The sequence below is a fragment of the Pseudoneobacillus rhizolycopersici genome (assembly GCF_054786815.1).
This window is the reverse complement of the sequence record NZ_JBTOOE010000023.1, coordinates 51,581-65,678: the sequence shown is the minus strand read 5'-3', so window position 1 is coordinate 65,678 and position 14,098 is coordinate 51,581. Positions and strand designations below refer to the sequence as shown.

10 protein-coding genes are annotated in these 14,098 nt (G+C 39.7%); 8 read left to right on the top strand and 2 right to left on the bottom strand.

Annotated elements, in window-relative coordinates; all coding sequences use genetic code 11:
• Positions 1-344: 344 nt before the first annotated feature.
• A complete protein-coding gene (locus tag ACX9YW_RS18800; protein ID WP_460349349.1) occupies positions 345-542 on the bottom strand; it encodes a hypothetical protein in 198 nt (65 codons plus the stop codon).
• A gap of 258 nt (positions 543-800) precedes the next feature.
• Here ACX9YW_RS18800 and glgB point away from each other — a divergent pair, with 258 nt between their 5' ends.
• From glgB to ACX9YW_RS18775, 5 genes are read left to right on the top strand one after another with little or no spacing between them, the layout of a single operon-like run.
• Positions 801-2,738 carry a 1,4-alpha-glucan branching enzyme gene (gene glgB / locus ACX9YW_RS18795; RefSeq protein ID WP_460349347.1) on the top strand — a complete coding sequence of 646 codons (1,938 nt, stop codon included), beginning with the start codon at positions 801-803 and terminating at the stop codon, positions 2,736-2,738.
• A complete protein-coding gene (locus tag ACX9YW_RS18790; protein WP_460349345.1) occupies positions 2,686-3,852 on the top strand; it encodes a glucose-1-phosphate adenylyltransferase in 1,167 nt (388 codons plus the stop codon). The genes glgB and ACX9YW_RS18790 overlap by 53 nt, the downstream gene beginning before the upstream one ends.
• Positions 3,845-4,873 (top strand): GlgC family sugar phosphate nucleotidyltransferase, encoded by a 1,029-nt coding sequence (locus ACX9YW_RS18785; RefSeq protein WP_460349343.1) that lies wholly within the window; start codon positions 3,845-3,847, stop codon positions 4,871-4,873. Before ACX9YW_RS18790 ends, ACX9YW_RS18785 begins: the two co-directional genes overlap by 8 nt.
• On the top strand, positions 4,870-6,321 hold the full coding sequence (gene glgA, locus ACX9YW_RS18780; protein ID WP_460349341.1) for a glycogen synthase GlgA: 1,452 nt from the start codon (positions 4,870-4,872) through the stop codon (positions 6,319-6,321). Before ACX9YW_RS18785 ends, glgA begins: the two co-directional genes overlap by 4 nt.
• On the top strand, positions 6,311-8,716 hold the full coding sequence (locus ACX9YW_RS18775) for a glycogen/starch/alpha-glucan phosphorylase (RefSeq protein WP_460349339.1): 2,406 nt from the start codon (positions 6,311-6,313) through the stop codon (positions 8,714-8,716). Before glgA ends, ACX9YW_RS18775 begins: the two co-directional genes overlap by 11 nt.
• Before the next feature lie 76 nt (positions 8,717-8,792).
• On the opposite strand, the gene ACX9YW_RS18770 is transcribed toward ACX9YW_RS18775, so the two are convergent.
• Complete coding sequence (locus ACX9YW_RS18770; protein ID WP_460349337.1) at positions 8,793-9,731, bottom strand: 1,4-dihydroxy-2-naphthoate polyprenyltransferase; 939 nt, start codon at positions 9,729-9,731, stop codon at positions 8,793-8,795.
• Between the two features lie 397 nt (positions 9,732-10,128).
• On the opposite strand from ACX9YW_RS18770, the gene ACX9YW_RS18765 reads away from it, so the two are divergent.
• Genes ACX9YW_RS18765 through menH form a run of 3 tightly spaced genes read left to right on the top strand, consistent with a single transcriptional unit; the run spans position 10,129 to position 14,094 of the window.
• Positions 10,129-11,535, top strand: coding sequence for an isochorismate synthase (locus ACX9YW_RS18765; protein WP_460349335.1), 1,407 nt, complete (start codon positions 10,129-10,131; stop codon positions 11,533-11,535).
• Positions 11,532-13,298: a 2-succinyl-5-enolpyruvyl-6-hydroxy-3-cyclohexene-1-carboxylic-acid synthase gene (menD, locus tag ACX9YW_RS18760; protein WP_460349333.1), complete on the top strand. Its 1,767-nt coding sequence runs from the start codon at positions 11,532-11,534 to the stop codon at positions 13,296-13,298. Before ACX9YW_RS18765 ends, menD begins: the two co-directional genes overlap by 4 nt.
• A complete protein-coding gene (menH, locus tag ACX9YW_RS18755; protein WP_460349331.1) occupies positions 13,282-14,094 on the top strand; it encodes a 2-succinyl-6-hydroxy-2,4-cyclohexadiene-1-carboxylate synthase in 813 nt (270 codons plus the stop codon). The genes menD and menH overlap by 17 nt, the downstream gene beginning before the upstream one ends.
• The last annotated feature ends 4 nt before the right edge of the window (positions 14,095-14,098 follow it).

The following is a 14,098-nucleotide window of genomic DNA, read 5'->3' as shown; positions in this document are numbered from 1 at the left end:
TTAAGACACCGCCCTTTCACGGCGGTAACACGGGTTCGAATCCCGTATGGGTCATTATATAAAAAGAGCTGTTGACATCAAGTCGCAGCTCTTTTTATTTTGCTTATTACAGCAAATTCACATAGAGTCGTTCCTGTAGCCCGTTTTTTATATCAAGTAGTAAAAGTGGTCGTCAGGAGCCGTTCTTGGCGCCTGATTTTTATCCCAAGCAGTAAAAGTGGTCGTCAGGAGCCGTTCTTGGCGCCCGATTTTTATCCCAAACAGTAAAAGTGGTCGTCAGGAACAATACCTAGCGCAAAATTAGATTAGAAAAGCTAACCCCTAAATCTCACCCTCACCCAAATTCAATCATACTTCTCTACTCGTGGTGCTAACTTATTCCCAGGATTATTCAAATCAAACTCGGAAGAAACTCCAGTTGAAGGACCGCGAAACATATCTCCGGTAGCTAGAATTTTACCATCTGGTGCCTCAAATAAGGGAACCTTGGTTTCCCCACCTGCTTGCTTTAATAAAAACTCTTCTTCTTTATTAGCCATCATGTAACCCACCTTTCATTACTTTTATTGTTTTATTTTGTCTATTTTCTTAGTTGAATATGTCGAAATGGACAATAAATCCTCAAACCCACCCGATTTATCCACTATTTACTCAGTAATTGTCTGAAAGTATTGCTAGGAATTCTTCACAAAAACATGAATAATACATGAAAGATGCTTAAATTTTCATTACATAATCGGCGAAAGCCTCTGTTTGACCTACTAACAATATGTTTTTAAGGGAAAGGAATAGGACAAAGAATGGCTATGAGTACTTTGTATCCAACTGATTTTCAAATGCATTTGTTTCATGAGGGAACTTTATATCAGAGCTATCAACTATTTGGGGCACATATTTTAACAGAGGGAGGACAAATCAAAACAAGGTTTTGTGTCTGGGCTCCTAATGCCAAAATTGTCAGACTTGTCGGTGATTTCAATAATTGGAATGGAACAGATCATTGCTTTCATAGAGTAAATAAAGAGGGAATTTGGATGTTAGTAATTCCCGAAAATCTAGAAGGCTGCTTATATAAATATGAATTAATAACTGAACAGAACAATCGATTGTTAAAATCTGATCCATACGCCTTTTATTCTGAAGTAAGACCAAGAACTGCCTCGGTTGTCTATCGTACAGATAACTACAAATGGATGGATGCTAAATGGCGTTTAAAAAAGGAAAAGAAGTTGAGCCTTAAAGAGCCTGTCATTATTTATGAATGTCACCTAGGTTCGTGGAAAAAACATGTAGATGGACGCTTTTTGAACTATCGGGAAATGGCGGAAGAGCTTATTCCGTATGTATTAGACCATGGTTTTACCCATGTTGAATTATTACCTCTTGTTGAGCACCCGCTCGACGATTCTTGGGGGTACCAAGGAACGGGTTATTATTCTCCTACGAGCCGCTATGGTAAACCGGAAGAATTTAAGTATTTCATTGACCAATGTCACCAAAATGGAATTGGCGTTATTTTAGACTGGGTACCAGGTCACTTTTGTAAGGATGCACATGGCTTATATCAATTTGATGGAACTCATCTTTACTGTTACCAAAATAAACACCACCGAGAAAATGAGGTTTGGGGTACGGCCAATTTTGATTTAGGTAAACCTGAGGTACAGAGCTTTTTAATTTCCAATGCGCTTTATTGGATAGAACAGTTTCATATAGATGGTTTTCGCCTCGATGCTGTTTCTAATATCATTTACTGGCCAAATATGCAAAAAAGTCCAAACTCATATGGCCTATCATTTTTGAAAAAGCTAAACCAGGTTATGAAGGAATATGACTCTACAATATTAATGTTTGCTGAAGACTCTACAGACTGGCCAGAAGTAACTACTCCAGTTCAATATGACGGGCTAGGATTCCATTACAAGTGGAATATGGGCTGGATGAATGACATGCTCGAGTATATGGAGACACCTCCGACACTTCGTCATCAGGCTCATCAAAAGGTCACATTCTCACTACTTTACGCTTATTCGGAAAACTTTATATTACCCTTTTCACATGATGAAGTCGTTCATGGGAAAAAGTCTCTTTTGGATAAGATGCCAGGCGACTATTGGGAAAAGTTTGCCCAATTAAGACTGCTGTTGGGCTATATGATGGCCCATCCGGGTAAAAAGCTCTTATTTATGGGCTTTGAGTTTGGTCAGTTTGCGGAGTGGAAGGATAAGGAACAGCTTGATTGGTTATTGTTAAATTTTGGCATGCATCAAAAAATGAATGTTTACGTGAAGGAATTAATAAATTTATATAAACGATCAAAGCCATTGTATGAGCAGGATTATCTACAGATTGGCTTTGAATGGGTGGACGTGAATAATAGTGAACAATCGATATTTTCATTTATCCGAAAGGGTAGTAAAGAGGATGATTTTTTACTAGTCGTTTGTAATTTTACCGGGCGAAGCTACTCTAACTATAAAGTTGGAGTTCCTACTTTTTGTAAATATCGGGAAATATTTAATAGTGATAATAGTCAGTTCGGTGGTACCGATTTTACGAATAAAAGGATTATAAATGTGGAAACCGGTGTATTCCATGGAAAGCCATATTATGTTGAGATGAATATTTCGCCTTTTGGCATATCGATATTACGACCAGTCAAAACAAGAAAGGAGCGAAAGGGCAGTGGGAAAGAAAAAGTGCGTAGCGATGTTACTAGCAGGAGGAAAGGGCAGTAGGCTTAACTCATTAACGAAAACGGTAGCGAAACCGGCCGTTCCGTTTGGAGGAAAGTACCGTATCATCGATTTTACATTAAGTAACTGTACCAACTCAGGGATTGATACCGTAGGGGTTCTGACCCAATATCAACCTTTATTATTAAACTCTTATATCGGTATTGGCAGTGCATGGGATTTGGATCGGATGGATGGCGGGGTGACGGTTTTGCCGCCATATAGTGAATCATCGGATGTGAAATGGTACTCAGGTACGGCAAGTGCGATTTATCAAAATATGAACTATTTACAACAGTTTGATCCTGAGCATGTGTTGATTTTATCAGGTGATCATATTTATAAAATGAATTATGAATTTATGCTTGATTATCATGTTGAAAAAGGGGCGGATGTCTCGATTTCGGTCATCGAGGTTCCTTGGGGAGAGGCTAGTCGTTTCGGGATCATGAATACGGATAATGACCTGCGTGTAACAGAATTTGAAGAAAAGCCGGATGTACCGAAAAACAACCTGGCTTCAATGGGGATTTATATATTTAGCTGGAAGGTTTTAAAGGAATACCTCGAAAAGGATGATTGCAATCCGTATTCAAGTCATGATTTTGGCAAAGATGTGATTCCACTTTTATTAAAAGAACAAAAGAAACTTTATGCGTATCCATTTAAAGGCTACTGGAAAGATGTTGGGACGGTAAGAAGCCTTTGGGAAGCGAATATGGATCTCTTAAATGAGGATTGTGAACTCAATTTATTCGATAATACCTGGCGAATTTATTCGGTCAATCCCAATCAGCCACCACAATATATAGCACCTGGGGCAGAGGTCATCGATTCATTAATCAATGAAGGCTGCATGATAGAAGGGGAAATAGAAAGATCCGTGTTATTTCAAGGCGTACATGTGGAAAAGGGAGCGATCATTCGCGAATCGGTGATTATGCATGACGCGGTTATTGGTAAAAATGCTTACATTGAGAAGGCGATAGTACCACCAAATCTAACAATTCCTGCGGGGATGATTATTTGTGGTGACCCAATTAGCAACGATATTTTATTAGTAACAGAGGAGTTAGTTGAACAGCTTATGGGTAAGGATGGCGAAACGAATGAATAAACAATTGCTTGGAGTTATTGACGCGACAACCTTTCATGAGGGCCTAGAGGATTTAACAATCGGACGCTCCTTAGCAGCAGTTCCATTTGCGGGACGGTATCGATTAATTGATTTTGTCCTATCCAGTATGGTGAATTCAGGAATTCGCAGTGTCGCGATTTTTCCAAAGTTTCAATATCGGTCGCTCATGGATCACCTAGGCTCAGGAAAGAACTGGGATTTGAACCGGAAACGGGATGGCCTATTCTTCTTCCCATCTCCCCATATCGATGGAAATTCGGAAGGGTTTGGCTGTTTCGAACATTTTGCCGCAAATATGGATTACTTTCATCGTAGTCTGCAAAAGTATTCCTTGATAACGAACGGTTATACTGTGTTTAATATAGATTTCAAAGAGGTACTGAACAGGCACATTGAGTCAGAATGTGATATTACAGAGATTACCAAGAATGGTCAATCGATTGGGATGTTTATTATAAAAACCTCTTTATTAGTGGAGTTAATTAATGAGCGAGGGCAATCCGGTTATCGAACGATGAAGGATGTTGTATTAGATATTAATCATAACTGGAAGATTTGTCGTTATGAGTACAGTGGATATGCTGTCATGATTAATTCGATTGAAAAATACTATTCTACTAATCTGGCGATGCTAGATCCTGCTATTTGGAAACAAGTATTTTTGAGAAAAGGGCCAGTTTATACAAAGGTAAAGGACGAACCACCAACGAGATATTTAAAGGGCTCCTCCGTTCAAAATGCCATGATTGCCAATGGCTGTCAAATTGAGGGGACTGTCGAAAATAGCATTATTGCTCGTGGTGTGAAAATCGGTAAAGGGTCGGTTGTGAGGAACTGTATTGTTTTACAAAAAACAAAAATTGGCGAAAATTGTATAGTAGACTCTGTCATTTTAGATAAGGACGTAAAAATAGAAGACAATACTGTATTAGTTGGGTCAAACTTGAAACCCTATGTAATTCGTAAGGGGACTGTGCAAGGGGCGTTGATTAAATCGTGAAAGTATTATTTGCCGTTTCGGAATGTGTACCATTTATCAAATCGGGTGGGCTGGCTGATGTTGCCGGTTCACTACCGAAAGAGTTATTGAGCCTTGGAACCGATGTTCGTGTTATGCTACCGAAGTACGGAAAAATTTCTGCCATTTATCAAAAGAAAATGAAAAAGATTAAGGAGTTTACTGTACCGATTGGCTGGCGCAATCAATATTGCGGCATTGAAGAGCTTGTACTTGACGGAATAACCTTTTATTTTGTCGATAATGAATATTATTTTAAGCGGGATGGTTTGTACGGGTATTTTGATGATGGTGAGCGCTTTTCTTTTTTTAACAGAGCGGTGTTAGAGAGCCTAAACCAGTTGGAATATTTTCCAGATGTGATACATTGCCATGATTGGCATACTGCCATGATCCCGTTTTTATTAAGGGTCCAATATTATCATAAGGAACGGTATGGGTTTATTCGTACGGTCTTTACGATCCATAATTTACAGTTTCAAGGGATTTTTCCGAAAGAAGTGATGACCGACTTATTAGGTTTGGAGGAGCGCTACTTCCATCCCGACCAATTGGAGTTTTATGGGAACATTAATTTTATGAAAGGAGGTTTAATGGCTGCTGATAAAATTACTACCGTTAGCCCAACTTACCGTAGGGAGATTCAAACAGCTTATTTTGGGGAGAAGCTAGACGGACTGTTAAAAATGCGTGATGAGGATTTGGTTGGAATTTTAAATGGGATTGATGAGGAGCTATATAATCCAGCTCGAGATGCGACGCTAACGTATCCTTTTGGAATTCTGAACATGGAAAATAAACAAAAATGTAAAGCAGAGATTAGGCAGCATTTTGGGTTAACTGCGAATTCTGAAACACCTCTAATGGTTATGATTACTAGACTAACCGCACAAAAGGGGCTGGAATTAGTCCAGTGTGTATTAGATGAAATCCTAGGGGAAAAGATCCAAATGGTTGTCTTAGGAACGGGGGATTGGGAGTTTGAGCAATTTTTTCAGCGCAAAAGCGCTCAATATCCTGAACAATTGAAGGTACATATTGGCTTCGATGAGGGTTTGGCACATCGGCTGTACGCCGGGGCGGACCTATTTTTAATGCCTTCTTTGTTTGAACCATGTGGGTTGGGACAATTGATTGCAATGAAATATGGGGCGATTCCGATTGTTAGAGAGACAGGGGGCTTAAATGATACGGTTCAAGCCTTTAATGAGCAAACTGGTGAGGGGAACGGATTCTCGTTCCAAAACTTTAACGCTCATGACATGCTTTATACGGTAAGAAGAGCGTTAAGCTTTTATCATCAGAATGAGGTTTGGGAACAAATAGTTGTTTCCGCGATGACAAAAGATTATAGCTGGGCACAGTCAGCATTTAAATATAATCAGCTTTATGCGGAGCTCATTACAAGGAGTGAGAGTCATGTTTTCTAGCAATGAGCAATTTAAGCGGGAGTTTGTAAACCGCGTGGAGCGAATGTCAGGAAAAAGCTTTGCTGAAAGCTCTGACCGGGATCATTACCAAGCGTTAGGGAATTTGGTACGAGAATATGTGAGTGGGAATTGGATTCAGACGAATGGGCATTATCGTTCGACAGGGGCGAAGCAGGTTTACTATTTATCAATTGAATTTCTATTAGGACGTTTGCTGCGCCATAATTTGCTGAATCTAGGGGTTGAGCAGCTGGTTGACGATAGCTTTGCAGAATTAGGGCTTTCGTTACGAAAAATCGAAGAGATGGAAGCGGATGCGGCGTTAGGAAACGGCGGCTTAGGGAGACTAGCCGCTTGTTTTCTTGATTCATTAGCCTCACTTGGGTTGCCGGGGCATGGCTGTGGAATTCGGTATAAACATGGCTTATTTGAGCAAAAAATCGTCGATGGTTATCAGGTGGAGCTGCCGGAGCATTGGTTGCGCAACGGTCATGTATGGGAGGTTCGCCGCCTAGACCACGCAGTTGAAATTCCCTTTTGGGGACAGGTGGAAACCGCTGTTAGTGATGGACGCTTAATATTTCGTCATGTTAACGCCGAAAAAATTATGGCCGTCCCTTATGATATGCCGGTGGTTGGCTATAAGAATAATACAGTAAATACATTACGATTATGGAATGCCGAGCCCGCCAATTATCCGTCCCGTCAAAATATTTTACAATACAAACGAGAGACCGAGTCGGTTTCTGAGTTTTTGTATCCTGACGATACCCATGATGAAGGGAAGATTTTACGTTTAAAACAACAGTATTTCTTAGTTGCTGCAAGTATTAATTCCATTATTCGATCCTATCGTAAACAGAATTCTAGCCTACGTTACCTACATGAGAAGGTGAGCATTCATATCAACGATACACACCCGGTATTGGCAATCCCAGAACTAATGCGGTTCTTGATTGATGAAGAAGGATTTGGTTGGGACGAATCATGGGAAATTACGAGGAAGACGGTTTCTTATACAAATCATACGACACTGTCAGAGGCATTAGAGCGCTGGCCGGTGCGGATTTTTAAACCGTTATTGCCAAGAATTTATATGATTATCGAAGAAATCAACAAACGGTTTTGTGAGGACCTGTGGCGGTTGTTTCCCGGGGATTGGAAAAGAATTGAGCATATGGCTGTCATTGCTAATGATGAGGTTAAAATGGCCCATCTAGCAATTGTAGGGGCATTTAGTGTAAATGGTGTTGCTAAGCTTCATACAGAAATTTTAAGAAAGCGTGAGATGAAGGCATTTTTTGAAGTGTTCCCGGAAAAATTTAATAATAAAACGAATGGGATTACCCATCGACGTTGGCTTTTAAAAGCGAATCCAAGGTTAGCAGGACTGATTACGGGGTTGATAGGAAATGAGTGGGTGACCCGGCCAGAACTATTGGAACGGTTAAAGAATTATACGGATGATTTGAGTGCGTTGGATGAATTGGCAACTGTTAAGGATATGAATAAAACGGAGCTGGCGAATACCATTCTCGTACAGACTGGGATTAAGGTTGATCCTGCTTCGATATTCGATGTACAAATTAAACGTCTGCATGCCTATAAACGGCAATTACTAAATGTATTGCACATTATGCATCTTTATAATCGTTTAAAAGAGGAGCCAGGGTTGGTGTTAACACCACGTACGTTTATTTTCGGTGCAAAAGCATCACCAGGTTATTATTTTGCAAAGAAGGTTATCAAGCTAATCAATTCCGTTGCCAAGAAGATTAATAGCGACCCTTTTGTTTCACAAACATTGAAAGTGATATTTCTTGAAAATTATCGAGTCTCTTTGGCGGAAGAAATCTTCCCTGCTGCTGATGTTAGTGAACAAATTTCAACGGCAAGTAAAGAGGCATCTGGAACTGGGAATATGAAGTTTATGATGAATGGTGCCTTAACGGTTGGAACAATGGATGGGGCAAATGTTGAGATTTTTGAACGGGTAGGCAGTGAAAATATCTTTACCTTTGGACTAAGTGCTGATGAAGTGCTAAGGTTGCAACATCAAGGTAGCTACCGCTCGCTTGAATATTATCAACATGATGTTCGTCTTAGACAGGTATTGGATCAGCTAGTAAATGGATTCTTTAAAGAAGAACGGGATGAATTCGAAGTCATTTTTGATTCCTTAATCGCCCAAAATGATCAGTATTTTGTCTTACGTGATTTTGGATCTTATGTTGATATTCAAAATAAAATTGGTGCGGAATTCACCAATCACCACAATTGGCGCCGCAAAAGCTTAATCAACATCGCCCAATCCGGCCACTTCGCCAGCGACCGCACCATCCAAGAATACGCCACCGAAATATGGAAAATCCACTCAAACACATTAACGCGTTAAAGCATATGGGGACAGTCCCCACTTGCGTTAATACATTAAAGCGGTGAAGGATTCCCTTCACCGCTTTAATGTATGATTATAAATAGTAGCCCAAGAATAGACCGATAGATAGTAGGAATCCAAAGATGGTGTTGGTTTGGGCTGTTGCTTTCATCGCTGGCATCATTTCGATAGGTAGTTTTTTTCCAATAAAGCCTTTTGTTGCTCTGATTGGTTTAGGTGCACTTAATAGAACAATCGCTAACCATGGTGAAGTGATTTTTAGTGCAATCAATAAAAACACCCAAATGTAAGAAACGATAAACATTGCTGCCAAAAACGTAATGGCTTTCTTCTGACCTAAAAGAATCGCAAGCGTTTTCCGACCATTTTCCTTATCGCCATCTAAATCACGAATATTATTGGACATCATAATGGCGCCAACTAAAATCGTAATCGGAATGGATACTAAAATACTTGTACTATCGATTGTTCCGGTTTGGATAAAGAAGGAAATCAAAATAATAATTCCTCCCATAAATACCCCCGAAACTAATTCCCCAAAAGGAGTATAGGCAATTGGCCGTGGTCCACCTGTATAGAAATACCCTGTAGCCATACAAACTAAACCAACAGCAGCAAGCCACCAGCTGGAATTAGCACAAATATAGATACCTAATAAAAGAGCTATTCCATAAAAGCTAAACGCTAAGTTGATAACGGTTTTTGGGGATATTCCATCGCGTACAATCGCTCCCCCGATTCCAACCGAATTTTCGTTATCTAGCCCACGTTTAAAATCAAAATACTCATTAAACATATTCGTTGCGGCTTGGATTAGCAGGCTGGCTATCAGCATTGCCGCAAATAAGCCAAAATGGATCGTATGATCTTGAATTGCTAAGGCAGTTCCTAAAAGAACCGGAACAAATGCGGCTGTTAAAGTATGGGGGCGAGTTAGCTGCCACCATTTGCGGAATCCACGATTGGCTTGGACAACTGAACTAGCGTTGTTCGTCTTTAATTGTGGTTGCATAATCTTCTCTCCCTTACTTATTTTTTCTATTTATAAGGTAAATAATTTGAAATTGGACATACAATGTTTAGTTTAGAAAAAGATCATCACAGTGTCAATGATTTATTATACGTAATAATGGAAAGCTAAACCAATCATCATTTCCATATATTAAGGAAAATACATGGTATGAAGAGATATGTTTGGTTGACATTCTAAAGGTATGAGTAGTATCTTAAAGTAAACTAAACAGGTATGAATGTAGTAAAATGAGTGTAATCCAGCTAAGGCGCATAGCCCCTCTAGGTCATAAGCCAATCGCTGAATGAAGGTCAAAAATGCCTTCTTCCAGGGGTTGTCTTTATGCTTGTGGGTGCTAATCAAGGCGCTTACGCACTTTGATTTCGGAGGGATTAATGTGGTTACCATCCAAGAAACGGATATGAAAGACACGGTTCGTTTGGCTATTACAAAATCAAAATTCTTAAACAAACCGGTCTTAATTAGTGAAATCCACAAAATAGACAAAATTAATCCACTTTCCTTTTTTTATAGCGGTAGTGAGCTTTTTCAGGGAGAACGTTTTTTCTGGAAAGATCCTACTGATCAAACGATTGTTGTTGGAATTGGAAAAATTACGCAAATTCAGTCGGATCAGTCAACTGACCGCTTTTTTCATGTTGAGGCGGAATGGAAAAAGATATTAGAGGATGCCCTTATCGAAGGGAATATAGCGGTCCCAGGTATAGGACCTACTTTATTTGGTGGTTTTTCCTTTGATCCGCTGAAACCAAAAACTGACCTATGGTCAAAATTCAACGAATCATTATTTTATGTACCTAAATATATGCTCACTGTTATTAATGGGGAAACCTTTATCACTACAAATATCATTTGTAACAAACATGATAATGAAACTTTGGCAGAGAAAACAATCCAAGAAAGAACAAGATTATTAAATTTGCAGCAACAAATGATTCCCACAAATAATCAAGCACCTATCAGAATAGATGAACGAGGTGCAGTTGACTGGAAAAACTCAGTGGAACGAGCAGTTTCAGACCTTAAGACGGGTTCCTTAAAGAAAGTAGTATTAGCCCGAGAGCTAAGGCTTACTTTCACCGAAAGAGTTCTCATTGAACCCGTTCTAAACCATTTGATAAATGCACAAGCAGAAAGCTTTGTGTTTGCTTTTGAGGTAAACGGGGATTGCTTTATCGGTGCTTCACCTGAACGATTAGTGAAAAAGACTGGGAACGATATCCTCTCTACTTGTTTGGCAGGCTCGATTGCTCGAGGAAAATCTGAAAAAGAGGACGAAAACCTTGGGGAAGAACTACTCGCTGATCAAAAAAATCGCATTGAGCACCAGTATGTAGTCGACATGATTAAAGATGCTCTAAAAGAGCATTGTCTGGAAATCGATATTCCTAATCAACCTGGACTAATGAAAATGCGGGATATTCAGCATCTCTATACTCCTGTATCAGGAGTGGCTAAAAAAACAACATCTCTTCTGCAACTTGTTAATGACTTACATCCCACACCTGCACTTGGCGGAATGCCTAAGGAGTTAGCCGTGGAAAAAATTCGCCAAGTGGAAGAGCTAGACCGTGGTTTTTATGCAGCGCCAATAGGTTGGTTGGATGCAAATGGGGATGGTGAATTTGCCGTTGCTATTCGTTCGGGGCTCATTCAAGGAAAAGAGGCATCCCTTTTTGCAGGTTGCGGAATTGTCGAGAATTCAGATGCGGAAAGCGAATTTATTGAAACAAGAATTAAATTCCGCCCGATGTTATATGCACTTGGAGGAAAAGATACATGAATGATATGGATGCCTTAACGGCCTTTACAGCAGCATTTGTCAATGAGCTTGTTCAATCGGGGGTAACAAATGTGGTTGTCAGTCCCGGTTCAAGGTCTACGCCCATGGCGATGATGATGGCAGAACATCCCCTGTTAACCGTTCATATTCAAATTGATGAACGTTCTGCTGGGTTTTTTGCACTAGGAATGGCGAAAGCAATAAGGAAGCCAGTTGCCCTTTTATGTACATCAGGGACTGCGGCTGCGAATTATTACCCAGCAATTATTGAAGCGAGCTATTCGCGGATTCCGTTAATCGTTTTAACGGCAGACCGTCCCCATGAACTAAGAGAGGTCGGGGCCCCTCAAGCAATTGACCAAATTCATTTATATGGAAAACATGTGAAAGCATTTTTTGAAATGCCGATTCCGGAAAAAGAGAAATCAGTTATTCGCTTTGCTAGAATGACCTGCGCTCGTGCAGTAAGCACTGCTCGCTGTAATCCTACTGGTCCGGTTCATCTCAATTTCCCATTTCGTGAACCTTTAATCCCTCAGTTGGATAGTGAAAATTTATTTGAAAGTGGCGAGAGGGAGAACCGATATGTGCAATCTGACATCGGTTCCTGGTCATTAGCAACTGAACATTTCGAAAGATTAGAAGAACTTTTCAGACAAGCACGGAATGGAATCATTATTTGTGGTCAGATGGCTGAAGAAGGATTTTCTAAATCGATTACAGAATTAGCCGAAAAATTGGGCTATCCCATTTTAGCTGATCCACTTTCCCAGCTTCGAAGTGGCAATCATGATACCTCGCTTATCATTGATTGTTATGATAATTTTCTGCGTCATGAAGCGGCCAGGGCATTTTTAAAACCAGACTTGATTTTACGCTTTGGCGCGATGCCTGTTTCCAAGTCTTTATCCATTTTTCTAAAAGAAAATCATCATGCAGAGCATATTGTCGTGGATGGAGGAAGCGGATGGCGTGATCCATCTGCACTCGCAACCGAAATGGTTTATTGTGACGAACTTGTTTTTAGCAGAACAATGGAAAAATTAGTCCAAAAGGTGCTCGAAAACAAACAATTATCATCATGGCTAACCATTAATAGACTGGCAAAAGAACAAATGCAATCGGCAAGAGATATAGTTGAGATGGATGAAGGCAAACTCTTTGCTTTATTAGCAGATATCCTACCGGATCATGCAACATTATTTGTTGGAAACAGCATGCCGATACGTGATTTGGATTCTTTTTTCTTTTCGAATCAAAAATCGATTCGAGTAATGGCAAACAGAGGAGCCAATGGAATTGATGGCATTACATCAACGGCCATGGGAGCAGCTAAACACTCGCAACCACTATATTTAGTTGTTGGCGACTTAACTTTTTACCATGACCTAAATGGACTTCTTTCTTCGAAATTGTTAGATATTGACATTACTATTATTGTTGTGAACAACAATGGTGGCGGAATTTTTTCTTTTTTACCACAAGCTAACCATCCGAAACATTTTGAGTTATTGTTTGGAACACCTCTAGATTTAAATTTTCAACATGTAGTCCATATGTATAACGGATCCTACACAAAAGCGGAAAATTGGGATGATTTTTACTTAGTGATGAATCAAAGTCGAAAGACGAAAGGCTTAAAGGTCATTGAAATTCCGACTAATCGTGAAAAAAATGTTGTGGAACATCGAAATTTGTGGAAATCTGTTTCCCAGGAAATAGATAAGTTCATTGAAGGTTCTTGTGATGAAGATAGAAGTTGAGGAAATTTCATATCATGTTGAGGTTTGTGGCGAGGGATTCCCGTTACTTATGTTGCATGGTTTTACAGGAAGAGGGTCCAATTGGCTACCTTTTTGTACATCCCTTGGAAAAAATTCGAAAATGATCATGCCTGATATTGTTGGGCATGGTTTAACGGAAGTACATAACTACGAAGAGGCAAACTTTTCACTACCATCTGTAGCAAAAGATTTAACCATATTATTGGACAAGTTAGGTTTTGAAAAGGTTGATGTCTTGGGCTACTCCATGGGTGGAAGATTGGCATTGGGGTTTGCCCTTAGTTATCCAAATCGGGTCCGAAAATTAGTATTAGAAAGCTCTTCTCCTGGTTTAAAAACTGAAATAGAAAGAGAAGAAAGAAGGAAATCCGATTCCAACTTAGCTGAATCTATCATCAAAAATGGGATCGAACCATTTGTCTCACGATGGGAGAATATCCCCCTGTTTGATTCTCAAAAATCCCTTCCGGAGGAAATTAGATTATCAGTCAGGAACCAACGATTAAGAAATGATTCACTGGGCTTGGCAAAAAGCTTATTAGGAATGGGAACGGGGGCTCAACCATCTTTTTGGAATCATCTTCAAAATCTTACGGCAAATACCCTTATGATTGTTGGAGAACAGGATATAAAATTTTGTTTAATTGCCGAAGAAATGCAAAAAGATATTAAAAATGGGCAAATTTATAAAGTACATGGCGCAGGACACACAATTCATGTGGAACAACCTGAAAAATTTGGTACAATAGTAAGGGACTTTTTGTCCAATACATAATTAA